The organism is Streptomyces sp. ERV7 (assembly GCF_001653515.1).
Classification (GTDB): Bacteria; Actinomycetota; Actinomycetes; order Streptomycetales; family Streptomycetaceae; genus Streptomyces.
In genome coordinates this window covers 1,134,749-1,160,901 of record NZ_LYOY01000040.1, presented here as the reverse complement: position 1 = coordinate 1,160,901, position 26,153 = coordinate 1,134,749, and the positions used below count along the sequence as shown (strand labels likewise).

The 26,153-nt window shown below is 72.3% G+C and carries 20 protein-coding genes and 1 pseudogene; 5 read left to right on the top strand and 16 right to left on the bottom strand.

Translation table 11 applies throughout. The features are described from left to right. The first annotated feature begins 116 nt into the window (after positions 1 to 116). On the top strand, positions 117 to 1,271 hold the full coding sequence (locus A8W25_RS19855) for a C40 family peptidase (protein ID WP_067163283.1): 1,155 nt from the start codon (positions 117 to 119) through the stop codon (positions 1,269 to 1,271). A gap of 49 nt (positions 1,272 to 1,320) precedes the next feature. Here the strand turns inward: A8W25_RS19855 and A8W25_RS19850 are convergent, their stop codons facing one another. Then, complete coding sequence (locus A8W25_RS19850) at positions 1,321 to 1,674, bottom strand: hypothetical protein (RefSeq protein ID WP_067163281.1); 354 nt, start codon at positions 1,672 to 1,674, stop codon at positions 1,321 to 1,323. 324 nt (positions 1,675 to 1,998) lie between these two features. On the opposite strand from A8W25_RS19850, the pseudogene A8W25_RS19845 reads away from it, so the two are divergent. Continuing rightward, positions 1,999 to 3,095, top strand: a pseudogene (locus A8W25_RS19845) (NlpC/P60 family protein). Here the strand turns inward: A8W25_RS19845 and A8W25_RS19840 are convergent. From A8W25_RS19840 to A8W25_RS19815, 6 genes are all read right to left on the bottom strand, one after another. Further along, entirely contained in the window at positions 3,059 to 4,195 is a 1,137-nt protein-coding gene (locus tag A8W25_RS19840; protein WP_067163279.1) for an alpha/beta hydrolase, read from the bottom strand. The pseudogene A8W25_RS19845 and the gene A8W25_RS19840 sit on opposite strands and share 37 nt — an antisense overlap. A gap of 166 nt (positions 4,196 to 4,361) precedes the next feature. Beyond that, on the bottom strand, positions 4,362 to 5,417 hold the full coding sequence (locus A8W25_RS19835; protein WP_158942621.1) for a hypothetical protein: 1,056 nt from the start codon (positions 5,415 to 5,417) through the stop codon (positions 4,362 to 4,364). 26 nt (positions 5,418 to 5,443) lie between these two features. After that, a complete protein-coding gene (locus tag A8W25_RS19830; RefSeq protein WP_067163275.1) occupies positions 5,444 to 7,705 on the bottom strand; it encodes a hypothetical protein in 2,262 nt (753 codons plus the stop codon). Positions 7,706 to 7,715: 10 nt separating this feature from the next. Further along, positions 7,716 to 8,174, bottom strand: coding sequence for a hypothetical protein (locus tag A8W25_RS19825; RefSeq protein WP_067163274.1), 459 nt, complete (start codon positions 8,172 to 8,174; stop codon positions 7,716 to 7,718). A 133-nt stretch (positions 8,175 to 8,307) separates the two neighbouring features. Continuing rightward, complete coding sequence (locus A8W25_RS19820; protein ID WP_067163272.1) at positions 8,308 to 9,009, bottom strand: LuxR C-terminal-related transcriptional regulator; 702 nt, start codon at positions 9,007 to 9,009, stop codon at positions 8,308 to 8,310. After that, positions 9,006 to 10,286, bottom strand: a complete 1,281-nt coding sequence (locus tag A8W25_RS19815; RefSeq protein ID WP_067163270.1) for an ATP-binding protein — start codon at positions 10,284 to 10,286, stop codon at positions 9,006 to 9,008. The genes A8W25_RS19820 and A8W25_RS19815 overlap by 4 nt, the downstream gene beginning before the upstream one ends. A 230-nt stretch (positions 10,287 to 10,516) precedes the next feature. Here A8W25_RS19815 and A8W25_RS19810 point away from each other — a divergent pair, with 230 nt between their 5' ends. Together A8W25_RS19810 and A8W25_RS32635 are read left to right on the top strand one after the other, a co-directional pair. Further along, complete coding sequence (locus A8W25_RS19810) at positions 10,517 to 11,869, top strand: PspC domain-containing protein (protein WP_067163269.1); 1,353 nt, start codon at positions 10,517 to 10,519, stop codon at positions 11,867 to 11,869. Then, complete coding sequence (locus A8W25_RS32635) at positions 11,856 to 12,122, top strand: hypothetical protein (protein WP_079126186.1); 267 nt, start codon at positions 11,856 to 11,858, stop codon at positions 12,120 to 12,122. The genes A8W25_RS19810 and A8W25_RS32635 overlap by 14 nt, the downstream gene beginning before the upstream one ends. On the opposite strand, the gene A8W25_RS19805 is transcribed toward A8W25_RS32635, so the two are convergent. From A8W25_RS19805 to guaA, 4 genes are all read right to left on the bottom strand, one after another. Continuing rightward, positions 12,026 to 12,556 carry a DoxX family protein gene (locus tag A8W25_RS19805; protein ID WP_067163267.1) on the bottom strand — a complete coding sequence of 177 codons (531 nt, stop codon included), beginning with the start codon at positions 12,554 to 12,556 and terminating at the stop codon, positions 12,026 to 12,028. The two genes, A8W25_RS32635 and A8W25_RS19805, sit on opposite strands and share 97 nt — an antisense overlap. A 124-nt stretch (positions 12,557 to 12,680) precedes the next feature. After that, on the bottom strand, positions 12,681 to 13,925 hold the full coding sequence (locus A8W25_RS19800; RefSeq protein WP_067163265.1) for a hypothetical protein: 1,245 nt from the start codon (positions 13,923 to 13,925) through the stop codon (positions 12,681 to 12,683). Positions 13,926 to 14,045: 120 nt separating this feature from the next. Then, positions 14,046 to 14,849, bottom strand: a complete 804-nt coding sequence (locus A8W25_RS19795) for a class II aldolase/adducin family protein (protein WP_067163263.1) — start codon at positions 14,847 to 14,849, stop codon at positions 14,046 to 14,048. 132 nt (positions 14,850 to 14,981) lie between these two features. Continuing rightward, on the bottom strand, positions 14,982 to 16,484 hold the full coding sequence (guaA, locus tag A8W25_RS19790; RefSeq protein ID WP_067164248.1) for a glutamine-hydrolyzing GMP synthase: 1,503 nt from the start codon (positions 16,482 to 16,484) through the stop codon (positions 14,982 to 14,984). A gap of 421 nt (positions 16,485 to 16,905) precedes the next feature. On the opposite strand from guaA, the gene A8W25_RS19785 reads away from it, so the two are divergent. Beyond that, positions 16,906 to 17,193 (top strand): chorismate mutase, encoded by a 288-nt coding sequence (locus tag A8W25_RS19785; RefSeq protein WP_067163262.1) that lies wholly within the window; start codon positions 16,906 to 16,908, stop codon positions 17,191 to 17,193. A 785-nt stretch (positions 17,194 to 17,978) separates the two neighbouring features. Here the strand turns inward: A8W25_RS19785 and A8W25_RS19780 are convergent. The 5 genes from A8W25_RS19780 to A8W25_RS35775 form a co-directional block, all read right to left on the bottom strand. Then, complete coding sequence (locus A8W25_RS19780; RefSeq protein WP_067163260.1) at positions 17,979 to 19,826, bottom strand: GMC oxidoreductase; 1,848 nt, start codon at positions 19,824 to 19,826, stop codon at positions 17,979 to 17,981. A 53-nt stretch (positions 19,827 to 19,879) separates the two neighbouring features. Then, positions 19,880 to 21,496: a succinic semialdehyde dehydrogenase gene (locus tag A8W25_RS19775; RefSeq protein WP_067163258.1), complete on the bottom strand. Its 1,617-nt coding sequence runs from the start codon at positions 21,494 to 21,496 to the stop codon at positions 19,880 to 19,882. 117 nt (positions 21,497 to 21,613) lie between these two features. After that, on the bottom strand, positions 21,614 to 23,278 hold the full coding sequence (locus A8W25_RS19770; protein WP_067163257.1) for a serine/threonine-protein kinase: 1,665 nt from the start codon (positions 23,276 to 23,278) through the stop codon (positions 21,614 to 21,616). Between the two features lie 93 nt (positions 23,279 to 23,371). Next, on the bottom strand, positions 23,372 to 24,871 hold the full coding sequence (locus A8W25_RS19765; protein WP_079126184.1) for a serine/threonine-protein kinase: 1,500 nt from the start codon (positions 24,869 to 24,871) through the stop codon (positions 23,372 to 23,374). A 127-nt stretch (positions 24,872 to 24,998) separates the two neighbouring features. Then, complete coding sequence (locus A8W25_RS35775; RefSeq protein WP_067163253.1) at positions 24,999 to 26,138, bottom strand: protein kinase domain-containing protein; 1,140 nt, start codon at positions 26,136 to 26,138, stop codon at positions 24,999 to 25,001. Between the last annotated feature and the right edge of the window lie 15 nt (positions 26,139 to 26,153).

Below are 26,153 nucleotides of genomic sequence, written 5' to 3'. Positions count from 1 at the left end.
TCGGACATCAACCTTCCCAGCGGCCTCGCGAGTTGGCTAGCGTGCCGCCTCAACCGGGGAACGCACCCGTCCGGGGACCGCCCCCGTCCGGAACGATCCGGAAGGAGGTGTCGGCCTTGCCCTCCCATCGCAAGCCGCGCACCCGTATTCGTTCGGCCGCTCCCGCCGTCGGCATCACCACGGCCGCGCTCGCCTCGGTGAGCCTGCTGGCCCAGAGCGCGGGCGCGGCGCCCGGCAAGCCGGAGCCGACGGTCGAGGAGGTCCAGCGCAAGGTCGACGACCTGTACCGGCAGGCGGGCACGGCCACCGAGACGTACAACCGGGCCAAGGAGGCCACCGACGACCAGCGCGAGAAGGCCGAGGGTCTGCTCGACGAGGTCGCCCGGGGCACCGCCCGGCTGAACGACACCCGCCGGGTCCTCGGCAGCTACGCCGCCGAGCAGTACCGCACCGGCGGCATGGCCTCGACCGTCACCCTGATGCTGGCGGACGACCCGCAGGCCTTCTTCGACCGCAACCACCTGATGAAACAGCTCACCGGCCGCGAGGAGCAGGCGCTGCGGGACTTCGAGACCCAGCGCGCGGGCATCGCGAAGAAGCGCGCGGAAGCGGCCCGGGGCCTGGAGAAGCTGACCGCCTCGCAGGAGGCGCTGCGGGCCGGCAAGAAGGACGTGCAGTCCAAGCTGGCCGCCGCGCGCACGCTGCTGGGCACGCTGACCGCGCGCGAGAAGGCGCGGCTGGCGGCGCTGGAGGAGAAGAAGGAGGAAGAGGCCCGGAAGAAGGCGGCGGAGCTGGCCGCGCGGCAGGCCGCGGCCCGCAAGGCCGCCGAGGCGGCCAAGGCGGCGGAAGCCGCGAAGAAGCCCGCGCCGGATCCGGGCACCGGCTCGGGTACGGGGACCGGCACCGGCGCCCCGTCCTCCTCCACCAAGGCCGCCAAGGCCCTCGCGTTCGCCCGCGCCCAGATCGGCAAGCCGTATGTGTGGGGCGCGACCGGGCCGTCCTCGTACGACTGCTCCGGGCTCACCCAGGCCGCGTGGAAGGCCGCCGGGGTCGATCTGCCGCGCACCACCTGGGACCAGGTCGAGACCGGCACCCGGGTGGCCACGGACGATCTGCGCCCCGGTGACCTGGTCTTCTTCTATGACGACATCAGCCATGTCGGCATGTACATCGGCAACGGGATGATGATCCACGCGCCGAAGCCGGGTGCGTACGTCCGCGAGGAGTCGATCTACTACATGCCGATCTACGGGAGCGTGCGCCCCGCGTAGTGACCGGCGCGGTGCGCGCCCGCGCTCACTCCCGCACCCCCACCCGCGCTCACGTCCAGAGCGTCGCGATGAAGATGTTCGCCACGGTCAGGCCGCCCACCGCGCCGAACAGCGCCTTCTCCACCTTCTCGTCGTCCCGCTTCACATAGACGAGACCGAGGATGACCACCAGGACCGCCAGCTTCAGACCGATCTTGGCCGTGTTGACGGAGTTGTCGTCGGCCTGGTTGAGGCCGACCAGGGCCACGCCGGTGACCAGCATGGTCAGCGCGCCGTGCAGCATCGCGGGCACGAAGCGGGCGGTCCCGGCACCCATCGCCTTCATCTGGGTCAGGAATCCTCCCAGCAGGGAGGCGATGCCGATGATGTGCAGGGCGACGAAGACATTGATGAGTACGTCCATGGTTCGCGAGCCTAGCCACCGTGTATCACGGCCCGGCGGGCAGGTGGGTCCCGTCCGGCTCCTCGGTCACAGCGGCATCGGGAAGCGGGCCCACTCGACGACGGACCGGTCGCATCCGGTCACAGGACCGCCGGAACAGAACACTTCACTGCTTTGCGTCACTCCCCCGTGTCACCCAGGTTTAGCGTCCTCCCCCAGGTGACCGACTCCCCATCGCCGCCCCCTCAAGGGCGGTCATCGGTCGCCAGCCGAGAGATCCGGCGGCGGGCCGTCCCCCCTGTGCGGTCCGTCGCCGGATGTGCACGGAAGGACGTGAAGGCCCCAGTGGCTGCACACCGAAAGCCCAGGCAGCACCCGCTCACCGGCCCCGCCGCCCGCACCGCGGCGACCCTCGCACTGGCCGGAGCCGCCACCGCCACCGCCTTCGAAGGCTCCGGACACGCCGAGCCCCGCCTGACCCCGGCCCAGGTCAAGGCCAAGGTGGACAGGCTCTACCAGGACGCGGAGGTCGCCACCGAGGCGTACAACGGCACCAAGGAGAAGGCGGACGACGCCCAGAAGTCCGTCGACGCGTTCCAGGACGAGGCCGCGCGCAAGACCGACCGGCTCAACAGCGCGCGCAACGCGCTGGGCTCGATCGCCACCGCCCAGTACCGCACCGGCGGGGTCGCCCCCGCACTCCAGCTGATGCTGTCGTCCGACCCGCAGCGGTACCTGGACGACGCCGCCTTCCAGGAGCGGGCCGGGGACCGGACCACGACCGCGGTCGCCGGGGTCCGCAAGCAGCTCGACGAGCTGAAGCGGCTGCACACCGCCGCCGACGGCAGGCTCGCCGAGCTGCGCGGACAGCAGGCCGAGCTCAAGCACCAGAAGGAGACCATCACGTCGAAGCTCGACTCGGCGCAGGCGCTGCTCGCCCAGCTGACCGCCGAGCAGCGGGCGGAGTACGACGGCGGGGACGGCGCCCGGGCCGGCGCGGGCACCCCCGGCCGCGCCAGCCGCTCCTCGGCCCCAGCCGCTCCTCGGCCCCCGGCACGCCCGCCGTCCCCGCCGGGCTGCCGCCGGCCCCCAGCGGCCGGGCGGCGGCCGCCGTGGCGTTCGCCTACACCGCGCTCGGCAAGCCGTATGTGTGGGGCGCGACCGGGCCGTCCTCGTTCGACTGCTCGGGGCTGACCCAGGCGGCCTGGGGCGCGGCCGGCGTCTCCCTGCCCCGGACCACGTACACACAGATCAACTCGGGCGCCCGCGTGGCCCGCTCGAACCTGGCACCCGGCGATCTGGTCTTCTTCTACTCGGGCATCAGCCACGTCGGGCTCTACATCGGCGGCGGCCAGATGATCCACGCGCCGCACCCGGGGGCGCCGGTGCGGGTCGCGCCGATCGATCAGATGCCGTTCGCGGGGGCGACCCGGCCCGCCTGACCGAGCTCCTTGGTGAGCCAGCGGAAGACGTCGGGCACCTGGTGCTCCCAGACGCTGCTGCGGTGGCCGCCGCCGTTCAGCCGGACGACATGGACGGTGGTCGGCGCCTTGGCGGCCTTCTTCAGGGCCAGCCCGTCGTTGTAGCCGTCACCCGTGTCGCCGGAGACGAACAGCGAGGTGTGCGGCGGGGTCTTGGCGTTCTTGAGGATCCACAGCGGGTTGGACTCACGGCGCAGCTTCGGGTCGTGCGCGGTGATCGAGGCGCCCTCGGCGGCCGGGTCGTTGTAGCCGGAGAGGTCGACGCCGGCGCGGTAGCGGTCGGGGTGCGCGACTGCCAGCTTGGCGGCGCAGTGGCCGCCCGCCGAGTATCCGGCGATCGCCCAGCCCTCGGGCCCGGTGGCGGCCCGGAAGTTGTCGGTGATCATCTTCCGTACGTCCACGCTGATCCAGGTGTCGGCGTTGACGGTGCCCGGCACGTTGGCGCAGCCGGTGTCGCGGCCGTCCAGGAGCGTGGTGCGCGGCGAGACGAGGATGAACGGCGCGACCTCGCCGCGCTGCATCATCGGCGTGAGCTGGCGCTGGGTGTGCAGCGAGCCGAACCAGGCGCCTATGGAGCCCGGGTAGCCGGGCAGCAGCTCGACCACGGGGAACGTCTTGTCCTTGTACGCCGGGTCGTTGTACTGCGGCGGCAGCCAGACCGCGACATCGCCCTCGACGCCGGAGATCGCGCCCTTGAGCGTGGTCTTCATGACGCCGTTGCCGACCTTGCCCTTGTACTCCTTGAAGGTCTGCTTGACCTTGGGCGCGGCGGCCGGCTTCTGGCCGCCGGTGCCGTCGGGGCCGAGGTCGGGGGCCGCGTTGACGTGGTTGCCGGTGCCCAGCAGGTCGTCCCAGGTGTCGTAGAGCCCGTTGGCGTTGTTGACCATGACGAAGACCACGAGGACGGCGGTGAACTGGGCGAACACCAGCATGAGCAGCCGCGAGGCCCCCCGCACCACGGCCGGGCCGCCGATCCTGCTCCACAGGAAGAGGGGCAGCAGCAGGGCCGCCACCGCCACGAGGACGGCGGTCAGCAGGAAGGGGGTACCGGTCAGGCTCATCACGGACGGGAAGAGCCCGATGCGCCGACGGGAGTTGCCCCGCTTTGCGATTCCTTTACGTTCCCGGCGCTTGATTCCACGCCTGCCGGGCCCTCGGCATTCCCTGCCTGCCGAGCCCTCGACGACACCGCAGCGCCAGGCCGTCGCCGACTGGTCTGCCGGGGGTTCAGAGCCTGGGACTCCTGGGCCGGGAACCTATGTTGATCAGCGCTTCGTCCAGCCAGCCCCGCCCGACCCTGCCGCTGGAGGCCGTGGCCTCCCGCAGGGGCTCCGCGAGGGACTCGTCCGTGCGGCCCCGCGCCTGGGCCAGGATGCCGACCATGTCCCGGGTCTGCCCGAGCAGGGCCGGGTAGCCACGGCCGACGGCGCCCCGCTCCCAGGTACGGGCGATGTGCCCCGCCGGATCGGCGGAGAACGGCGGCACTTCTCCGCCCCCGTCCGACAGACCCTTCACCACGTCCGCCTTCCACTGGGCCCCGTCGCTCTTCGAGCGGGAGGCGAGCACCTCGTCCGCCATGGCGTCGAGCAGCCCCAGGGCGGTGGCGGTGGCGCCGACCGGGGCGGTCACCAGCTCCCCGGCCGACGTCTTGGTGATACGGGCCAGATCCTCCGCCGAGCGAACGCTCTCGGCCTTCCGGAGCGTCGCGTACGCGGCGGGGTCGTCGCAGACCGCCCGCATGACCAGGATGAGCGACTGGTTGTCCACCGGCATGCGGACGACTCCCTGCTCGTCGCGCCACGGGCCGCCGTTCGGCCCCGCGTGCCTGAGATAGGCCGTCGAATCGGCGTAGCGCACGAGCATGGTGTGCATGTCCGTCGAGTAGTCGGCCAGCAGCTCCGCGACCGTCTCCCGCAGGGGCGCCGCGATGTCCGCCCTGGCGCGGTCCCGGAAGTCGTCGTCCAGCGTGTTGATGAGGTCGCGCATCACCCCGGCCTGCGCGAGGGTGTGGCGGCCGGAGCCGTCCGAGGCCGCCGCCTTCTTCAACGCGGCCGCCAGCTCCCGGCAGTTCATGTCCTTCGTGTCGCCGGGAGCCAGATCCTTCTGGATGCGGGCGTCCTTGCCGACGGTGGCGCACGAGGGCCGCGCGTCGCTGTCGGACCGCACGACCAGCCAGGTCCCCACCCCTGCGGCGAGCACCACGGCGGCCGCGACGGCCGCGAGTACCCGCGCCGGAGGGCGTCGGGACCCACTCCGTACCGACGGCGCTTGCGAGTTCGTCACTGTCACGGCTCCGTGGCGTCCCTACGTCAGTTGGTGGTGTCGGTCAGATAGCCCTTTGCCTGGGACAGGCCGGTGGTGTGACTGTCGTGCATACGCCGGATGTACTCGTCCACCAGCTTCCGCGCCTCCGGGTCACCGGTGCCGTAGCGGTCCTCCCCCCAGGTGTTCACCACCGTACGCATCTGGGTGTCGGCGTTGAGGAAGGTGTCGGAGATCTTCGCGTTGGCCTCGGCGTCCGCACCCGCCTTCAACTCGTTGCCCCACATCCACGCCAGTGTGTCCACACCGCGCTGCATCGCGTCTCCGACGACGATCGACCCGCCGGCGGTCGTGGGGATCGTCATCGGCGTCACGACTCCGCCGATGATGTGGTACGCCACCTTGGCCTTCCAGTCCGCCGCCGAATAGGCGTTCACACGCCCGTCGTTGAGCACGTCCTCACGGATCGCCGTGTACGTGCCCAGAGCGTTGCCCGACTTGGCGATGAGGTCGTTCTGGTCGAGCGGGCCGGCACCCTTCGGGAGTCTGCTCAGCTCTTGGTCCAGATAGCGCAGCTCCGTCTTGCTGAGGTCCGCGTAGGCGGCCGGATCCTCGGAGAGCCCCCGCATCACGTGCACGAGCTTGTCCGGTGACGTGGCCAGGTGCGCCATTCCCTGGTCGTCCACCCAGAAGCCGTCGTTCATACCGCGGATGTAGCCGCCGCCCGCGTTGCCGAGGATCTGGTGGGTGTCCGGGGTGTACTCGGCCAGCGCCTTGGCCACCGCCGCCTGCATGTTCTTGTGCACCTCGGTGCTGGTGCCCTGGTCGAGCGTGCCGAGGATCCCGTTCATCACGCGCGCCTGGGCCTCGGTGTGCGTCGGCACCGGCCAAGGGTCCCGGTTCGGGTCGAAGGGCGGGTGTCCGGTCGCCGCGGCCTCCAGGGCGAGCCCCAGTCCGGCATGGCTGTCGGGCAGGTCGTAGGTCGCCGTGGCCACCCCGCCCGAGACCATGTGCTGCGGCCAGTCGCGGGTGCCGCCCCCGTGGCCCGCGAGGTAGTGGAGGTGGTCCGCGCCCGTCTTGTCCGCCGGGTCGAAGAAGAACGTCGCCGCGTCCGGGTTCTTGCTCATCACGCCGAGCAGCGCGTCGACCGGGTCCGGGGTGACGCCCTTGTAGTCGGCGCCCCAGGTGTCGAAGATGTTGTACTTCTTGCCCCGCTCCGCCGCGATCATCTGATCGCCCAGCGCGTTCAGATACTGGTCGTCGTACGTGCCGTCGGCCTTCTGCATCAGCGTGGTGAGGAGCTGGTAGCCGAGCAACGGTCGGGTGTTGCTCCCGTAGTCGTGGACCCCCGTCTTCTCCATCCCCTCCATCCACCCCTTGTAGAACTTCCCGTCGGGGCTGTTCAGCCACTCGTTGTACTTGGCCGAGCCCGGCGGCATGTCCGTGACCTTGCCCGGGACCGTCGTCGCGGTGGCCAGGGAGGTGGCGAAGTCGCGTTCCAGGGCCGCGTAGTCGGCCTTGTGGGACTTGTCGGAGAGCGCCCAGTCGTCCACGTGCCGGGTGAACTCGACCGCCCCGTCCGGGCCCAGGCTCTGCAGCACGGTCTGGGTGAAGACCTTGTCGTGGGAGTTGTCCCGGAAGAGCGACTCGGCCTCGGCCAGCTCCTCGGGGGACAGCTTGTCGCCGTCCTTGATCTTCTCGGCCAGCGGGATCGCGGCCACGGCCTCGTAGTACTCCACGTCGCCACTGGCCTTGGCGTTGAAGCCGTTCCCCGTGTCGTCGAAGACATCGGTGTCGGCGCCGACCGCCTCCAGGGCGATCTTCACGCCCTGGTCGGCGTCGTTCATGGCCGTCACGGCCTGCGCGATGTGCTGCGACCAGGAGTCCTCGGTGGCGCGCAGGCCTGGGTCGTGGCGGACCGAGTCGGCCTCCGTCGCGCTGACCTTGCTGTAGTCGAAGGACGCCCCGCCCGTCTCGGAGACCTTCATGCCCGCCTTGATGGCGTCGTCCCGCGCGGACTCCACCCGCTTCTTCAGGTCCACGAACTGGGCGTGGGCGTCGCGTAACAGGGAGGCGACGGCCTTGGCCTCGGTCTGCGCGGCGACGTACTGCGTGTGCGTCGCCGCGAAGTTCGGCCGGGAGTAGAGCGAGGCCTGGCCGGTCCAGGTGCCGTCCAGACTCACGTTCTGGACCTGGGTCTTGTAGCGCTCCTCCAGCTTCTTGAGCTCGCCCGCCATGTCGTCCCACTTGGTCGCGGTCGTGGTGAGCTGCGAGAAGTCCGTCTTCATGATCAGTTCGTAGGTCAGCATCACGGGACTCCTACGCGTGCGGCGGCGGCGAGAACTGGCTGAGCGAGGACGGTCTGACGAGCGGTCCGAAGTCGTTGCCGACGCCGATGTCGTTCTTCTGGAAGTAGCCCGTCGTGCCGCGCAGCGCGGACTTCTCCCCGGCCAGTCGGCCGAGTAACGCGGTGACCGACTTGCCCCACCTCTCCTGGGCCTTCGTCAGCCCGGCCGCGGTCGCCCACCCGGCGAGCGCCTTGGCCGCCGTTCCGTTGGCCTCGTCCGCCCAGGCACCGGCCGTCTTCGTGTGCGGCTCGAAGTCGGTCTCGATGTCGTTGGCGGCGGCGTTCTTCCGCGCGGCGCTGGAGTTCAGGTCCTTGTCACCGCCCGGCCCCGACGGCGGGAACGGCCCGTCGTACGCCCCGTTGAGCCGCGTGCCCACCGGCCCTTCCGCCGCTGTCGCCTTGCTCGAAGCCCATTCCTCGTCAAAGCCCATGGACGACCCCTCCCCCGTGTCCGACGATCACCTTCGCATCGTAACTACCGTGCAAGGAGCGCACGTTGAGAATTGACGCCGTCCTGACAATCCCGGTTCCACCCCGCCCCCCGGGGTTCGCTCGGGCCCCCCGTCAGACCAGCCGTCGCGCCGTGGCCCACCGCGTCAGCTCATGGCGGTTGGACAGCTGGAGCTTGCGCAGCACCGCCGAGACGTGCGACTCGACCGTCTTCACCGAGATGAACAGCTGCTTGGCGATCTCCTTGTACGCATAGCCGCGCGCGATCAGCCGCAGCACCTCGCGCTCGCGCTGGGTGAGGCGGTCCAGGTCCTCGTCGACCGGCGGCGCGTCCGTCGACGCGAAGGCGTCCAGGACGAAGCCCGCGAGCCGCGGCGAGAACACCGCGTCGCCCTCCTGGACCCGGAAGATCGAGTCGACCAGGTCCGTACCCGTGATCGTCTTGGTGACGTAGCCGCGGGCACCGCCCCGGATCACCCCGATCACGTCCTCCGCCGCGTCCGAGACGGACAGCGCGAGGAAGCGCACCGGGTTCTCCGCGTCCGCCATCAACGGGGCCGAGCGGCGCAGGACTTCCACGCCGCCGCCGCCCGGCAGATGGACGTCGAGCAGGACGACCTCCGGCCGGGTCGCCGTGATCACGGTGAGGGCCTGGTCCACGTCGGCCGCCTCCCCGACGACCTCGACGCCCGTCTCCTCGGTACGGCCGATCTCCGCCTGGACGCCCGTGCGGAACATGCGGTGGTCGTCGACCAGGACGACCCGCACCCGCCGCTCGGCTCCGCCCTGGGCTCCCTGGGTCTGCTCCGTCGTCATCCGTCCGCCCTCTCCATCTCCAGCTCGACCTCGGTGCCCCCGCCGGGCACCGAACGCAGCCGCGCCGTTCCACCGTTGCGCTGCATCCGGCCGATGATCGATTCTCGTACGCCCATGCGGTCGTCCGGCACCGCGTCCAGATCGAAGCCGGGGCCCCGGTCCCGTACGGACACGAAGACCGTACGGCCCTCGACCTCCGCGAAGACCTGGACGGCGCCGCCCTCGCCACCGTACTTGGCGGCGTTGACCATCGCCTCGCGCGCGGCCTGCATCTGTGCCGAAAGGCGCTCGTCGAGCGGGCAGTCGCCGACGACCACGACCTCCAGCGGCACCCCGTGCTTGTCCTCCACCTCGGCCGCGGCCTTCTTCACCGCCTCGGCCAGGGTCTCCGGCTCCTCCGACTCGTCCTTGCCGGTGCCCTCCGGCTTGTAGAGCCAGGCCCGCAGCTCCCGCTCCTGGGCGCGGGCGAGGCGCCGCACCTCGCCCACGTTCTCCGCGTTGCGCTGGATCAGGGTGAGGGTGTGGAGCACCGAGTCGTGCACATGGGCGGCGACTTCGGCACGTTCCTGGGCGCGGATGCGCATCAGCCGCTCCTCGGAGAGGTCCTGGGTCATCCGGACCAGATAGGGGCCCGCGAGGAGGGCTATACCCGCGATGACCGCGAGCGCGGCCGTCAGGACGTTGCCGAGCTGGGCGGCCGAGCCGCGCACCACCACGAACCCGGTGAAGCCCGCGCCGACCAGCGCGACCCCGGCAAGACCCCGGGCCAGCGGCAGCAGCCGGCTGCGCCGGGCGCCCTCGGTCCAGCGGGCCCGCCGGGCGTTGTCCGCCTGGCGCCACACCAGGATCACGCCCGCGCCGACCAGCAGCGTCGGCCAGATGTACGGACTGGCCCAGCCGCCCACGTTCACATTGCTGGCGAAGATCGCCACGCCGATGCAGAGCGCGATCAGGGCGACGACCTGGCCCTTGTCGGGCTTGCGCAGCCGTCGGCGGCCGTCGGGGCTGACCTCGAACGCCGAGCGCGGCTCGGCCGTCGTACCGCCCAGGCCCAGCGGCACCACGAACCAGAACACCGCGTACAGCAGCGCCCCGAGGCCGTCGATCATGAACAGGCCGAGGAAGACGATCCGCACCCAGACGACCGGCAGCCCGAGGTGTCCGGCGAGGCCGCGCGCCACACCGCCGAGCATCCGCCCCTCGGCCGAGCGGTAGAGCTTGCGCACGGGGGGTTCGTCGGCCTCGGGGGGCACGGTTCGGGTCGCGGCGACTGGCATGGACCGATCGTCACACGCCCGGGCGGGTGCGGGCATCAGGGTAAGCCCCCAGGACGCCCCTGATCTGCGATCCCCGCAGGAGGGAGCCGTGATCCCCGCACGGGGGAGCCCGTCTCCCCCGCCCGGGGGAGTCCCCACCTCCGCATCAGGGGCAATCTCAGGGAGAGGCCAGGGTCGGGGCGGGGCGGGGGCGGGTGCCGCACCCGCCTACGGCCCGTCACCATGGAGTCATGACACAGCCGACCGAGACCCCCGTCGCGCCGCCGGACCCGGATCCGGGCCCGGTGCCCGCTGCGCCGCAGCTGCGCCGCAGCGGGCACAACAAGGTGATCGGCGGCGTCTGCGGCGGGCTCGGGCGGTACTGCGACATCGACCCGGTGATCTTCCGGGTCGCGCTCGGCGTGCTCACCGTCACCGGTGGCCTCGGCCTGGTCTTCTACGGGTTCGGCTGGCTGCTGCTCCCGCTGGACGACGAGGACGAGAACGAGGCGCGGCGGCTGCTGTCCGGGCGGGTGGAGGGCCCGGCGCTGGCCGCCGTGCTGATGGCGCTGGCCGGCTGCGGGATCTTCCTGTCCATGCTCAACAACGGCTCGGTGATGAGCTTCGCGGGGCTGCTGACGGTGGCCGTCGCGGGCATCGGCGTGTGGTCGCAGCGCCGCTCGGTCATGCCCCCGGACGCCCCGCCGGACGCGGTGACCGCCCAGACGGTGGGCGGCACCACCTCCCCGGCCTTCGGCCCCGGGGCGGCCCCGCCCGAGACCAAGGCGCCCCCCACGCCCAACTCGCCCTCCTGGTGGCGCGACCCGATCGTCAAGGACGGCACCACGGGCCCGGTCGGCACCGGCTATCTGTGGGGCGCCGAGGACGCCGACGCGGCGCCCGGCTTCGGGGCCCCGGCGCGCGCGGAGCGGGCGGACCGGGCCAAGAAGGCGGCCGACCGGGCCACCCGGGGCCCGCGTTCCATCGGCGGTTTCGTCTTCCTGATCGCGCTGCTCGCGGGCGGTGCGGGCACCGCGGGCGCCTGGACCCACCAGCCGCTGGGCACCGCACTCCAGATCGGTTTCACCGCGGCCCTCGTGGTGTTCGGACTCGGCCTGGTGATCAGCGCGTTCGCGGGGCGCACCGGGTTCGGCACGCTGTTCATGGCGGTGCTCACGGCCGCCCTGCTCGCCGGCGCCTCGGCGCTGCCCAAGACCATCACCACCGACTGGACCAGGACCGACTGGACCCCGGCCGCCGCGGCCGACGTGAAGCCGTCGTACGCCCTGGGGTCGGGCGAGGGCACCCTCGATCTGAGCAAGGTCGTGGTGCCGGTGGGGCAGAGCGTGAAGACGCGCGCGGAGGTCGGCGCGGGGCGGCTCAAGGTCGTCGTGCCGTGGGGCGCGACCGTGAAGGCGCACATCGTGGTGGGCGTCGGCGACGTCCAGTTGCCGACCGAGAAACCGGAGGACGTCGACATCGAGCCCAACCAGAAGAAGACGGTGACCCTGCCGGCGCCCGCCGGGGCGAAGCCCGCCGGGACGCTGGAGCTCGATCTGCACGTCTCCATCGGCCAGGCGGAGGTGGACCGTGCCGCGTCATGAGTTCCGGCCCGGACGGCTGATCGCCGGAACGGCGATGCTGGCCGTCGCCGTCCTGTTCGCGGGCGACGCGGCCGACACGTGGCGGACGCCCTGGTACGCGGTGGTCCCGCTGGTCGGCGGCGGGCTCGGCCTCGCCGGGCTGGCCAGCTGGGTCGCCTACGGGGTGCGCAAACGGCGCCGCGACGCCAGCCAGGCGTCGGCGGACAGCAGCGGCGTCCCGGCGAGCACCAGCGGCAGCCAGGCCATCAGATAGGCCAGGTCGTTGCCGTAGTAGTAGGGCGTGGTCGCCCAGCTCACGGTCAGCCACAGGCTCAGCGAGATCAGCGCGCCGCCGGTCGCCGCGAGCCGTCCGAACAGGCCGACCAGGATGCCCAGGCCCACCGCGACCTCGCCGATGGCGATGGCGTACCCGAAGCCGACCGGGCTCTTGAGGGCCAGGTCGACGAGGGCGGGGATCGCGGAGCTGTCGCGCACCGAGTGCATCAGCTCCCCGATCGAGCCGCTGCCGCTCGCCTTGAGGGTGGTGGTGCCGCCGGTCATCTTGTCGAACCCGGCGTAGACGAAGGTGACGCCGAGGAAGACGCGCAGCGGCAGCAGCGCGTACCTGCCCGCGCTCTCCTTCAGGCCCCGCAGGCCCCCGCCGCCGCCCGCCCCGCCTCGCGTCCGGGTGAGATTTCCGTGTGCCATCGCCGTTCCCGCCTTCCCGTAACCCCTGTCACCTGACCATACGTACGGGAGCGGCGGGCGGCTCAACCGGTTCAGTTCTCAACCGGTTCGTTCCTCAACCGGTTCCCCCGGGGGCGGCGCCGCTTCAGTCGGTGACGTCGATCGCGACCCGGTTCGTCTCCACGCCCGCGGCCGTGACCACCCGCACCTCCACCCGGCCCGGCTCGACGTCCACCGGGACCGGCACGGTCAGCACGGTGTCGCTGGGGTTGGCGAAGCCGCCGGTGACCGGGATCAGCGGCACATGGACATGGACCGCGCCGATCCGCACGACCATCCGGGCGAGCCGGTCGGGGGTACCCGCTCCGGGCGGCACGAATCCGGCGCCGCGGATCTCGATGTCGTCACCGGTACGGATCGGCGCGTCCAGATCGCCCGCCTCGCGCGCCCGGACCACCGAGAGCACGACGGGACGACCGCCTTCGGCGTACTTCCCCGCGAAGTACGTCAGCGCGGACACGGCCACCAGGAAGGCCAGCGCCCACGGCAGATCGGGCAGCCGGTCGGGCCGCCGGGCCAGCCGTACGGCGGCGAACAGCACGGCGACCGTGGAGACCAGGACGTACTGGACGTCCGCGAAGCTGCCGCGCCCCGCGTCGTCGGTGAGCAGATCGGCGGCGCGCGGCCGCTCCGCGCGCACCTTCTGGAGCCGCTGCCCCGCGATGCGTACGGCCACCACCCGGCGCACCACCACGGTCACCGCGCTGACCAGCGCGACCACCGCAAGCAGGCCCGCGCCGCGGGAGAGTCCCAGGCCGCCGATCAGCGCGTCGCGCTCCTCGGCCCCGGACGCCCCGGCCAGCCGCACGGCGAGCAGGAGCACCGCGAAGGCCACGAGCAGCACCCAGGCGGCGGCCACCGCGCGCGAGGTGGAGAGCCGGTTGTCCTCGCCGACGACCGGCGCGAGCAGGCCGCCGCGCGCCCGGTGCAGCCACGCCGCCCCCGTCAGCGCGGTCGCCACGACGAGGGCGGCGACGAGCCCGGCGGTCCTGGCGTGGGTCCAGCCGGCGCCGATCGCGGTGAAGGCCTCCACCAGGGCCAGCGCGGCGGCGCTCCCCCACACGGCCACGAGGGTGCCCCGCCAGACCGCGCCCGGCCAGGCCTGCCCCGCCTCCCGGCCGCGTTCGGCGAGCGCCCGGGCGGACTGGGTGAGCTCGTCCGACACCCACTGGCGGGACGCCCCGGCGGAGTGCGCGACGGCGGCGGGCAGCCCTTCTCCGGCGGCGAGCCCGTCGCGCTTGGCCAGGAACTCCGCCACCGCGCGCCGGTGGCCGTTCCGCGCCCCGGGACCGCAGTCACCACCGCATTGCCGAGCCTCCTGCACCGCCACGGAAATCTCGCCCTTCCCTCAAGTCATGTCGACTGTCAGGGAATTGTGCCGTACGAAACCCCCCATTCGCCCGGCAGGGGCACGCGGCGCGAGTGATTGACGCACCATCAAATTGACGTACTACGACAGGAGTTCGGGCTCCGACTCACTGATCTGGCGCCACAGCGGCTGGTAGTTGATCCATGCGACCAGGTCGCTGCCCAGCTGGTCGCGGGTGGCGACCGCGTCCCGGCGGTCGATGAGCACCGGCTTCCCGGCCGCCCGCGCGGCCAGCTGGACCTCGCCGCACCGCTCCATCGAGAGGAACCACCAGGCCGCCGCGTCCACCGAGTCCCCCACGGTCAGCAGCCCGTGGTTGCGCAGGATCACCGCCTTGTACGGGCCGAGCGCGGCCGCGATCCGGCGGCCCTCCTCGGCGTCGACGACCACTCCCGTATAGGCGTCGAACAGCGCGTGGTCCTCGAAGAAGGCGCACGCCTCCTGGGTGTACGGCTCGATCAGATCGCCCAGCGCCGCCAGCGCGCGCCCGTGCACCGAGTGGGTGTGCGCCACCGCCACCACCTCGGGGCGGGCCCGGTGCACCTGGGCGTGGACGGCGAAGGCCGCCTGGTTGACGTGGTGGCGGCCCTCGACGACCTGGCCGTCCCCGTTGACCATGACCAGCTCACCCGCGGTGACCCGGGCGAACGGCACCCCGAACGGATTCACCCAGTAGCAGTCCTCGAACTCCGGGTCCCGCGCCGAGATGTGCCCGGAGACCCCCTCCTCGCAGCCGGCCCGCGCGAACAGCCGCAGCGCCCCGGCCAGCCGCTCCTTGCGGTACTGCCGCTCCTCGGCCGCGGTGGCGTGGGCCGGCGGCAGGGCGAAGTGGAGCCGGTCGACGGGTATCGGCGCGGGGGCGGGCAGCTGCGGGAACTCGGTCATGGCCGGAAGTTACCGCGCGGTCGGGCAGGTGAACAGAGTCGTGCGGGGGCCGGTCCCGGAAGCGGATACGACGACGGCGCCGCCCGAAACCGGGCGGCGCCGTCGTAGGTCAGACGGGGGTCAGGCCGAGGCCTACTCCCACTCGATCGTGCCCGGCGGCTTGCTCGTCACGTCGAGGACGACACGGTTGACGTCCGCGACCTCGTTGGTGATGCGCGTCGAGATCTTCGCCAGCACGTCGTACGGCATACGCGTCCAGTCCGCCGTCATGGCGTCCTCGGAGGAGACCGGGCGCAGCACGATCGGGTGGCCGTAGGTGCGGCCGTCGCCCTGGACGCCGACGCTGCGGACGTCCGCGAGCAGCACGACCGGGCACTGCCAGATCTCGCGGTCCAGGCCCGCCGCCGTCAGCTCCTCGCGGGCGATGGCGTCGGCCTCGCGCAGCAGGTCGAGGCGGTCCTTGGTGACCTCACCGACGATACGGATGCCCAGGCCGGGACCGGGGAACGGCTGGCGCTGGACGATCTCCTCCGGCAGGCCGAGCTCCTGGCCGACCATGCGGACCTCGTCCTTGAACAGCTTGCGCAGCGGCTCGACGAGCTCGAACTCGATGTCGTCGGGCAGGCCGCCCACGTTGTGGTGCGACTTGATGTTCGCGGTGCCGGTGCCGCCGCCGGACTCCACGACGTCCGGGTACAGCGTGCCCTGGACGAGGAAGGCGACCTCGGGGCCGTCCTCCTGGAGGATCTCCAGCTGCGCCTGCTCGAAGACGCGGATGAACTCGCGGCCGATGATCTTCCGCTTGGTCTCCGGGTCGGAGACGCCGGCCAGCGCGGTGAGGAATCGCTCCTGCGCGTCAACGACCTTCAGCTGGACGCCGGTGGCGGCCACGAAGTCCTTCTCGACCTGCTCGGTCTCGCCCTTGCGCATCAGACCGTGGTCCACGTACACGCAGGTCAGCTGGTTGCCGATGGCCTTCTGGACGAGGGCCGCGGCGACCGCGGAGTCCACACCGCCGGACAGACCGCAGATGGCGCGCTTGGTGCCGACCTGCTCGCGGATGAGGGCGACCTGCTCCTCGACGACGTTGTGGGTCGTCCAGGTCGGCTCGATGCCGGCGCCGCGGTAGAGGAAGTGCTCCAGGATCTGCTGGCCGTGCGTGGAGTGCAGCACCTCGGGGTGGTACTGGACGCCGTACAGCTTCTTCTCGTCGTTCTCGAAGGCGGCGACCGGTACGACGTCCGTGGACGCGGTGACGGTGAAGCCCTCGGGCGCGGCCGAGCAGGCGTCGCCGTGCGACATCCACACCGACTGCTCGGCGGGGGTGCCCTCGAAGAGCGTCGAGCCGACCTTGGTGACGTGCAGCGGCGTACGGCCGTACTCGCGCGCGCCGTTGTCGTCGACCGTGCCGCCGAGCGTCGTCGCCATGAGCTGGAAGCCGTAGCACATGCCGAAGACCGGGACCCCGGCCTCGAAGAGCTCGCGGTCCAGGCGCGGGGCGCCCTCCGCGTACACGGACGAGGGGCCGCCCGAGAGGATGATCGCCTTCGGGTTCTTGGCCAGCATCTCGGCCACGGGCATCGTGCTCGGCACGATCTCGCTGTAGACCCGGGCCTCACGGACGCGGCGGGCGATGAGCTGGGCGTACTGGGCACCGAAGTCGACGACGAGTACGACGTCGGGCTCGGAGGGAGCCCCCCCTGGACGAAGCCTGTCGGAGTCCTTGGGGGAGGTGGACGCTGGGGACACTGGCGGCCTTCCGGCGGTGGGAGGGGGTCGGTATTTGTCGATTCTACCGGGGAGCGGGGTGGGACCTTTCGTCTCACCATCCGAACCGGGATTGGCCCGCCCCGGGTGCGTCGGTCCATACTGTCGCCATGCGCAAGCACCAGACCTTCGTCTTTACCTATGGCACCCGGCCCGCCGGGCGCCATGGTCGTGCTGCTTGAGCAACTGACAAGCGACTTCCCAGGCGCCCCGGGCCGACAAGGCCCGGGGCGTTCTGTCGTTTCCGGGCCTTGTCGCCCCGGGGCACCGGACAACCGAGGAGCCACCCATGTCCGTGACCCAGGCCGAGAAGACCGGCGCCCGTACCGACGAGGCCGCCACCGTGATCACCGGAGCCCGGGAGCGCATCGACGCGCTCGACGACCGCATCATCGGTCTGATCCAGGAACGGATGGCCGTCTCGGCCGTCATCCAGGAGTCCCGGATCGCCTCCGGCGGGCGCCGGGTGAACCTGAACCGCGAGATGGAGGTCCTCGCCCACTACCGCGACGCCCTGGGCAAGCCCGGCACCGCGCTCGCGATGACGATGCTGGAGCTGTGCCGGGGCCGGATCTGAGTCCGGCGCGTACCCGCGTTCGGCGCAGCCTCACCCGTCCGGCGCCGTGACCGGCCGGTGCCCCACTTCGTTGGTCAGGGTGTCCGTGTCAGCCAGGGGCGGGCCCGAAAAAACCACGCGTGGCTCCGCTGGGGCGTGTGACGTGCTGACGGCACGTCGTGGGACCTCGCCCCAGCGCGCGTGACCGGTCGGCAGGGGACAGCAGCCCGGTCACCCCTTTAAAGAGCGGTCGGCTCCGGGGACGCCCGGGGCCGGCCGCATCCGGTCCAAACGGTTGCGCGCTCCGCAGCCCATCCCTCACGATGCAGAGACAAGTCCCCCCATCACTGCGCAGAGCGACTGCCAGTGGTCGATACCACCCGTGCGCCCCCCGCACGCCGGGTCGGCCACCCGGCGCTCGTCCACCAGCGGCGCTACCCCCCGGCGCCGCCTCCCGCAGCACCGACGCTGCCCTGACGTCGGTGCTGACGGCCAAGGGCCCCGCGGGCCATCCCCAGGACGGATGGCCCGATGCGGGGCCCTTCGCGTTGTTCCGGTCCAAGCCCCTTCGACCGGTTGCTCCGTCCTCCGCTTTTGGCGCGATTCGAACGGTCCCGCGCCACCGGTGTGACAGGGAGCACATAAGAATTCTGTGAGTCCTGGGACAACCATTGACAGGATTGGCAGGTCAATCATGCGGAACCAACGGCCCCGCCTGTTCGGCGAGCGGCCCACGGACGAGCGGGGAGCGCTGCACTCGGAGGGGGGTGCAGCGCTCCTCGTTTCTCTGTTTGGCCGAAGTCGGCCTATGAAGGCGAGTCGGCCGAGGACGGGTCCGCCTTCGGCGGGACCGTCGGCATCCCCAGGAACGGCAGCCGCAGCGCGCCGAACGCGTCCGCCGGGACCGCCGGAGCCTTCGGCGCCACGGCCGCGACCCGTACGTACGTCTCGCCCTGGGCCGGGCGCGGGTCGGCCTCGCCCTTGTTCGGCCACAGTGACATCGCCCGCTCGGCCTGCGCCGTGATCGTCAGGGACGGGTTGACGCCCAGGTTCGCCGAGACGGCGGCGCCGTCGACCACCGAGATGCCGGGGTGTCCGTAGAGGCGGTGGTACGGGTCGATCACGCCCTCGTCGGCCGATGCCCCGATGGGGCAGCCGCCCAGGAAGTGCGCGGTCAGCGGGGTGCCCATCAGCTCCCCGACGTTCGAGCCGGCGAAGCCGTTGATCTCGGCGGCGAGCGCGGTGGCCGCCTCCGAGGCCGCCCTGATCTGCTTGGGGTTGGGCGCGCCGTGGCCCTGGCGGGCGGTGAGCAGGCCCTTGCCGACGCCGTCCGGCTTGAGATACGTCGTCAGCGAGTTGTCCAGGGACTGCATGACGAGGCCGATGATGGTCCGCTCCGACCAGCGGCGGTTGCTCAGCGAGCGGGCGAGCAGCGTCGGGTGCTTCACCGCGTTCGCCAGCCAGCCGAGCGCGAGCGAGGAGCCCTCCGCGTACGGGACCTGGAGGATGGACATGCCGCCCATCGCGTTGGAGCCCCGGCCGTAGCGGACCGGCTCGATGTGGGTGTTCTCGTCCGGGTGCACCGAGGACGTGATGGCGACCCCGCGCGTGAAGTCGGCCTTGGCGGTCCCGTGCGCCTTGCGGTAGCGGCGGTTGTCGGTCTGCGCCCCGACCAGCGCCTCGGAGTTGGTGCGGGTCAGCTCGCCCAGCCGCTTGGAGAGATACGGGAGCTGGCCGCCCGAGCGCATCCGGTGCAGCAGGGTCTGGGTGCCGTACGTGCCCGCCGCGATCACCACGCGCCGCGCCGTGAAGAGGCGGCCCGCGTCCTTCCTGCGGTTGTCGGTGGGCAGCGTGGCGATCGCGTACCCGCCCTGCGAGTCGTCGGTGACCGAGACGACCGTGGTCATCGGGTGCACGACCGCGCCCGCCTTCTCGGCGAGGTAGAGGTAGTTCTCGTTGAGGGTGTTCTTCGCGCCGTGCCGGCAGCCCGTCATGCACTCGCCGCACTCGGTGCAGGCCTTGCGGGCCGGGCCCGCCCCGCCGAAGTACGGGTCGGCGACCGACTCCCCCGGTTTCGCCTTGGCGGTGCCGTCCGCGTCGTCCCCGTCTCCGAAGAACACGCCCACCGGCGCCATGTGGAAGGTGTCGCCCACCCCCATCCGCTGCGCGGCCGCCTTGAGATGGACGTCGGAGGGGGTCATGGTCGGGTTGAGTCGGACCCCGAGCATGCGCTTGGCCTGCTCGTAGTACGGGGTCAGCTCCTCCTGCCAGTCGGTGATGCCCTTCCACTGCGGGTCGTCGAAGAACTGCTTCGGCGGTACGTAGAGGGTGTTGGCGTAGTTCAGCGACCCGCCGCCGACGCCCGCGCCCGCGAGCACCATCACGTTGCCGAGCAGATGGATGCGCTGGATCCCGTACATCCCCAGCTTCGGCGCCCACAGGTAGTTCCTGATGTCCCAGGAGTTCTTCGGCAGGGTGGCGGGCGTGAAGCGGCGGCCCGCCTCCAGGACGCCCACCCGGTAGCCCTTCTCGGTCAGGCGCAGGGCCGTCACCGAGCCGCCGAAGCCGGAGCCGACGACCAGGACGTCGTAGTCGTACGCCCCTTCCTCGTCCGGCCGGCGTTCCTGGTTCCGGGCGCGCGTCTCCTGGGGCATCGGCTCTCCTCGTACGAAACAGAAAGGGCGGGGCGGAACGGGGACGGTCGGGGTCAGCGCAGGCGCAGGGCCTTCATCGCCTTCAGGCTGCGGCTCATGAACGCGGCGTACTTCTCGTCGTCCATCCCGAAGGACGGGGCGAGCGGCAGGATCCGCTGCTGGGCGACGGTCTGGGCCTCGGTGTACTTGAGGATGCCCTCGGAGCCGTGGCGGCGGCCGAGGCCGGAGTCCTTCATGCCGCCCATCGGGGACTGGACGCTGCCGTACGCCGGGGCGTACCCCTCGTTGATGTTGACCGTGCCGGTGCGCAGCCGGGCGGCGACCTCGTGGCCGCGCCTGGAGTCCTTCGTCCAGACCGAGGAGTTGAGGCCGTACGGGGTCGCGTTGGCGGTCTCGATCACCTCGTCCTCGTCCGTGAACCGGTAGACCGAGACGACCGGGCCGAAGGTCTCCTCGGTGCAGACGGCCATCGGGGCCTCGACGCCGTCCAGGATCGTCGGCTCGTAGAAGAGCGGGCCGATGTCGGGGCGGGCGACGCCGCCCGCGACCAGCCGGGCGCCCTTGGCGACGGCCTCCTCGACGTGCCGGGTCACGGTCTCCAGCTGGCGCTCGCCGACCAGCGAGCCCATGTCGGCCCCGTACGCGAGGGAGTTGCCGAGCCGCATCGCCTTGGTACGGGCGGCGAAGCGCTCCACGAAGGCGTCCGCGACCGACTCGTGGACGTACAGCCGCTCGATGGAGATGCAGAGCTGGCCCGCCGAGGAGAAGCAGGCGCGGACCGCGCCCGCGGCCGCCTTCTCCACGTCGGCGTCGCGCAGCACCAGCATCGCGTTCTTGCCGCCCAACTCCAGCGAGACGCCGACCAGTCGGGCCGCGGCCCCCTGGGCGACCTCGCGGCCGGTGCGGGTCGAGCCGGTGAAGGAGACGTAGTCGGCGTGCTTGACGACCTCGGGGCCGACGACCGGGCCCTCGCCGAGGACCACCTGGAACACCTCGGCCGGAAGCCCGGCCTCGATCAGCAGGTCACGGGCCCACAGTGCGGTGAGCGCGGTCTCGGTGTCGGGCTTCATCACCACGGCGTTGCCGGAGACGAAGGCGGGCAGCGCGTCACCGACGGACAGCTCGAACGGGTAGTTCCAGGGCGCGATCTGCCCCACCACCCCGCGCGGCTGGCGCAGTTCGGTGACCTTGGTGAGGGTCGGCACGACACCGGTGTGGCGCCTCGGGCGCAGATACGCGGGCGCCTTGCGGCCGTAGTGGCGCGCGGCCACGGCGACCGCCTGGACCTCCTCGTGCGCGTGGAGGCGGGCCTTGCCGGTCTCCAGCTGGATGAGGTCGAGGACCTCGGCCTGGCGGGCCAGGACCAGGTCGTGGAAGCGCAGCAGGACGGCGGCGCGCTGCCGGGCCGGGGTCGCGGCCCAGGCGGGCTGGGCGGCGCGGGCCCGCGCGAAGGCCCCGGCGACGTCGTCGGGCGTGGACTCGGGCAGGTCCGCCAGCTTGTCGCCGGTGAACGGCGTGTGGTTGGCCGTACGGCCGGAGCCGGCCACTCCCCGGGTGAGCTTGGCGACCACCTCCGGGGTGACCACATCGGCCGCGGTGCGGGCGCCCGACGGGGCGGCGGCGACCGGGTTCGTACGGGTGCTGGTGGGCGTGGCCTGCGAGTCCGTCATGGGGCGAGCGTATGCCGGGCACGGCGGTTTGGGTACCCGCCGGTAACACTTTTCGGAACCCTCACCACCGCGCCAGCGACCACTGGCGACATAAGCGCTGATCAGCGCGTTGTTCCTCTACAGGTCACGGATCTTCAGCCCGTCACGCACATGCTCGAACAGCTTTTCACCGTCCTTCGCGGCCTGCCCGTCGGCGGGTGCCTTGACCCGCATCCTCCAGTAGACCGAGCCCTTCCCGGGGACGAGCAGCTCGTAGTACGTGAAGCGGTACGGGTCGACGACGCTCGACGAGGTGCTGTACGGGGTGTAGTCGGTGACCAGCTCGGTGGCGTCCTTGCCCTGGAACTTGACGGCACTGGACTCCACCTCGGCGTCCCTCATCTCCGTCTTCTGGTCACCGCCTTCCCTGTAGTGCGCCTCCCAGGCGGCGGCCGAGTCCCCGATCGCGTCCTTGTCGCTGTCGCTGTCGGTGTCGGTACGCCAGAAGTCGATCTCGAAGATCCCGCTGGGGTCGTAGTACCAGAGCGCGTCCGTCTTGTCGGACTGCACCCGCCGGTAGTCGCCGGGCACCGCCACATCCGCGTTGAGCACCTCGTTCTCCGGCCGGACCTGCCAGCCGGAGGGGAGTCCCTCGCTGTGGAAGGGCTGGACGAGCACCAGCACCAGCGCCGCCGCCACCGCCACCGCCGCGCCGCCCAGGCCGTACCGGGCGCGCCGGCTGCGGGCCAGCACCGGAGGCACCCAGGCGCGCAGCCCTTCGGCCGCGCCCGCCCCCGCGTCCGCGAGCAGCCGGGTCGCGGCCGGCGAGGCGGGCGCCGGGTGGGCGACCGACTCCAGGGTCTGGCGGATCTCGGCCGGTCCCGGCCGCGCCGCCGGGTCCTTGCGCAGCAGCTGCATCACCAGCGTGCCGAAGGCGCCCGAGCCCCTGGCCGGGATCTGCGGCTCGGCGGAGAGGACCGCCTGGAGGGTGGCGGGGGTGTTGCTGCGCCGGTACGGGGACACGCCCTCGACCGCCGCGTACAGCACCACGCCGAGCGACCAGAGGTCGGACTCCGGGCCCGGCCGCTGGCCGAGCACCCGCTCCGGGGCGATGTACTCGGGCGAGCCGACGAAGGCGCCGGTCTCGGTGAGGCCCTGCTCGCCCTCGACCTGGGCTATGCCGAAGTCGGTGAGCACGACCCGGTCGCCGCGTCCGAGCAGGACGTTGGCGGGCTTCACATCGCGGTGCAGAACGCCCGCCTCGTGCGCGGCGGAGAGCGCGCCGAGCACCGAGAGCCCGATCCGGGCGGCCTCGCGGACGTCGAGGGTGCCCTCCTGGAGCCGGTCGGCGAGCGAGTGGCCGCGCACCAGCTCCATGACGATCCACGGCTTGTCGTCCTCGACGACCACGTCGTGCATGGTGACCACACAGGGGTGGTCTATCCGGGCGGCGGCCCGCGCCTCACGCTGCATCCGCAGATGGACGGTGGCGCGCTCGCGCTCGCTCAAGTGGTCCGGCACGCGGGGCTCCTTGACCGCCACCTCGCGGTCCACCACCTCGTCGTGGGCCCGCCAGACCGTGCCCATCCCACCGTGGCCGAGGCGGTCGACGAGCCGGTAGCGGCCGCCGAGCACCCGGCCCGCGCCCGACGCGGACTCCCTCTCCCCGCCGGTGACCTCCTGCGTCGGCTCGTACTGCGGCGGCACGGCCGGCTGCCCGGGCTCCGGCTGCCGCGGCACGGACTGCGGTGGCCGCAGGCCGTAACTGGTGGGCTCGTTCGCCCGTCCCCCATCGTTCGTCATGCACACATCCTGTCGAACCACCCCGGCGGAGACCAACCGAGGGGGCCGAGGGGATACGGAGCCGTGACCCGGTAACGGGCGGAGGGGAACGGTTCAGGCCGCCGGGGTGAAGGAGTCGAGCGCGGTGTCGAAGTGCCGCTTGGCCTCGTCCAGCCGCGCGACCGGCGCCGAGACCCACACGTCGTACATCGTGCCGTTCTCGTCCCAGCACTCGTCGTAGGTGTGCCGGGGGCCCTCGGCCGCGCTGAAGCCGCTCCAGCTGAACTCCCACAGCGCCGCCTCATGGCCCTGGTGGGTGGTGGCGACGACCTTGCCGTTCCGGTAGCCGCGGTTGGTGGAGGGCCCGTTGGCGTGGGCGTTGCTCATCACGCCGAGCGGGCCGCCGGAGACGGACTGCTGCAGCCGGATGCCCAGCCGGAAGGCCCCGTCCGGCGACACGTAGAAGACCCGTCTGTCGTCGGTGGTACGGACGAAGCCCGCCGGGACCGTGAGGCTGAAGCCGTCCGGGTCGCGGAGGTGGCGGTACCCGGCGGGGGCCGTGCCGACCGGGGTCGGGGTCGGCTCGCCGGAGCGGGTGGCCGAGGAGCGGGTGACCGTCACGGTGGGTCCTGGCGGGCCCGGTTCGGCCGGGGAGGACGCGGTGACCGTGGCCGTGCTGGGGCCGCCCGCCGCCGCCTGGGCCCGTCCACCGCCCTCGTCACCGCCGCTCAGCAGCACCGCGGTGGCCGCGCCCGCGCCGCCGAGGACGACGACCAGGCCGGCCGCGATCAGCGCGGCCCTGGTCCGGGGCCTGCCCGCCGGCTTGGTCACGGCGACCCGCTCGGTCGGCGTGTAGTGCCTGGGCGCCACGGGAGTGGAGCCGGTCGACACGTACGCGCGCAGCAGCTCGTGCGCCTCGTCGGCGGCGAGCCTGCGCCCGGGGTCGCGCTCCAGCAGTCCGCGCACGACCGGCAGCAGCGGCTCGGCCGCCTGGGGCGGCCGGATCTCGTCGGTGACCACCGCGTGCAGCACACCGCCCAACGAGTCGCGGTGGAAGGGGGATTCGCCGCTCAGCGCGGCGCACAGGAGCGCGCCCAGGGACCACAGATCGGACTCCGGCCCGGCGGCGGCGCCCTGCATCCGCTCCGGCGAGGTGTACTCGGGCGAGCCGACGAACGCCCCGTCCTCGCTGATCGTGGTGGACCCGGGCAGCTGGGCGATGCCGAAGTCGGTGAGCACGACCCGGCCGGTGCCCTCCTCCAGGAGGACGTTGGCGGGCTTGAGGTCGCGGTGGAGGACGCCCTGGCGGTGTGCGGTGCTCAGCGCCCCAAGCAGCGCGATGCCGATCCGGGCCGCCTCGGGGGCGTCGACCGGACCGCTGCCGCGCAGCCGGTCGGCGAGCGAGCCGCCCTCGACCAGCTCCATCACGATGTACGAGCGCCCGTCCTGCTCGACGACGTCGTGGACGACGATGACGTGCGGGTGCTTGAACTGCGCCACGGCGCGCGCCTCGCGCAGCGCCGCGGTGGCCGGGGCGCCGCCGTCGGGGTGCAGCTCCTTGACGGCGACCTGGCGGTTCAGGAGCTGGTCGGTGGCGCGCCAGACGGTACCCATGCCACCGCGGCCGAGTCGGGCCGTCGGCCGGTAACGCCCGGCGATGAGACGGTCATCGGCCGCGCCACCACGCGGATCACTGGCTGGTGCGGGCACCGCTTCCCCTCGCTCATCGTTCCTGTGGCCATCATGCCGCACGGGGCCGCGCCGGAGCGGGGTGCGAGGTCACGAGACGGAATCGACCGGGCGGGCGCGGCCCCGTGCGGCATGATGGCCACAGGAACGATGAGCGAGGGGAAGCGGTGCCACCCTGCTCGTCCCCGCCCGGCCCCGCGGGGGACCACCCCGCAGGCAGCGCGGGCGCCCTGGTGGAGGGCAGGGAGGCGGGGTGCGGCACGGGGGCAGCCTGGGCGGCCGGACCGCCGTAGGAGCCACCGGGAGCGTCCGGACCACCGAAGTCCGGGGAGCCCGGGGCGTCCTGGGAGTCAGGTGAGTTCCAGGAGCTCTGGGAGTCCTGGGAGTTGCGGGCGTCCTGGGAGCTCCGGGAGTCCTGGGCGTCCTGCGGGTACGAGGAGTCCTGGGATTCCAGGGCGCCCTGAGAGCTCTCGGAGTACGGGGAGCCCTGGGAGTACGGGGAGCCCTGGGCATCGGACCACGCGGCCTCGGCGGCATCGGACCACGCGGCCCCGGCGGCGTCGGCCGCCCCCGGGACGCCGAAGTCGTCGCCCTCCTCACCGAGTGGCGGCGGCACCACCACATAGCCGCACAGCGCCTCCTCCGCCGCGCCGACCGCCAGACCGGTCAGCATCACGCGGCCGTCATCGCATATCAACACCGTGCGCTCGGTGATGTTGCGGTGCGTCCAGCCGTGCGCGTGCAGCACGCGCAGCGCGGTCAGCACGTCGGAGGCGACCTCCGCCGCCCGGTACGGCGCCATCGGCTGCTCGGCGAGGAGCGCGGCCAGCGGCCGGGCCATGACCAGCTCGCTGACGATCCACAGCGAGCCGTCCTCCGCGAAGACGTCGAAGACCTGGTCGAGCCGGGGGTGGTCGGGGATCTGCGCGGCCGCCTGGGCCGCCTCGATCGCACGCCGCAGGGCGGGATCGGCGGGCCGCCGCGCCGCTCCGGCGCGGTACCCGTCCCCGTACCGCCCGTCCGCGCCCTGTACCTCCGCGTCCACGACCTCCGGCAGCGGCACCTGCCGCACCAGGACTTCCTGGCCGCTGTAGGTGTCGAAGGCCCGGGTCTCCACGGGCTCGTACTCGTCGGAGGAGGGCAGCGGCAGCCGATAGCGGTCGGCGAGCACCCGACCCGCGTAGTCGTCCACGACGCCTCCCCACAG

What these genes read in the sequence shown, in the direction of transcription:
- A8W25_RS19850 (WP_067163281.1), bottom strand. Translation starts at nt 1,674, where the DNA reads ATGGACGTACTCATCAATGTCTTCGTCGCCCTGCACATCATCGGCATC.
- A8W25_RS19840 (WP_067163279.1), bottom strand. Translation starts at nt 4,195, where the DNA reads ATGAGCCTGACCGGTACCCCCTTCCTGCTGACCGCCGTCCTCGTGGCG.
- A8W25_RS19830 (WP_067163275.1), bottom strand. Translation starts at nt 7,705, where the DNA reads ATGCTGACCTACGAACTGATCATGAAGACGGACTTCTCGCAGCTCACC.
- A8W25_RS19825 (WP_067163274.1), bottom strand. Translation starts at nt 8,174, where the DNA reads ATGGGCTTTGACGAGGAATGGGCTTCGAGCAAGGCGACAGCGGCGGAA.
- A8W25_RS19820 (WP_067163272.1), bottom strand. Translation starts at nt 9,009, where the DNA reads ATGACGACGGAGCAGACCCAGGGAGCCCAGGGCGGAGCCGAGCGGCGG.
- A8W25_RS19815 (WP_067163270.1), bottom strand. Translation starts at nt 10,286, where the DNA reads ATGCCAGTCGCCGCGACCCGAACCGTGCCCCCCGAGGCCGACGAACCC.
- A8W25_RS19810 (WP_067163269.1), top strand. Translation starts at nt 10,517, where the DNA reads ATGACACAGCCGACCGAGACCCCCGTCGCGCCGCCGGACCCGGATCCG.
- A8W25_RS19805 (WP_067163267.1), bottom strand. Translation starts at nt 12,556, where the DNA reads ATGGCACACGGAAATCTCACCCGGACGCGAGGCGGGGCGGGCGGCGGC.
- A8W25_RS19795 (WP_067163263.1), bottom strand. Translation starts at nt 14,849, where the DNA reads ATGACCGAGTTCCCGCAGCTGCCCGCCCCCGCGCCGATACCCGTCGAC.
- A8W25_RS19785 (WP_067163262.1), top strand. Translation starts at nt 16,906, where the DNA reads ATGTCCGTGACCCAGGCCGAGAAGACCGGCGCCCGTACCGACGAGGCC.
- A8W25_RS19780 (WP_067163260.1), bottom strand. Translation starts at nt 19,826, where the DNA reads ATGCCCCAGGAGACGCGCGCCCGGAACCAGGAACGCCGGCCGGACGAG.
- A8W25_RS19775 (WP_067163258.1), bottom strand. Translation starts at nt 21,496, where the DNA reads ATGACGGACTCGCAGGCCACGCCCACCAGCACCCGTACGAACCCGGTC.
- A8W25_RS19770 (WP_067163257.1), bottom strand. Translation starts at nt 23,278, where the DNA reads ATGACGAACGATGGGGGACGGGCGAACGAGCCCACCAGTTACGGCCTG.
- A8W25_RS19765 (WP_079126184.1), bottom strand. Translation starts at nt 24,871, where the DNA reads ATGGGTACCGTCTGGCGCGCCACCGACCAGCTCCTGAACCGCCAGGTC.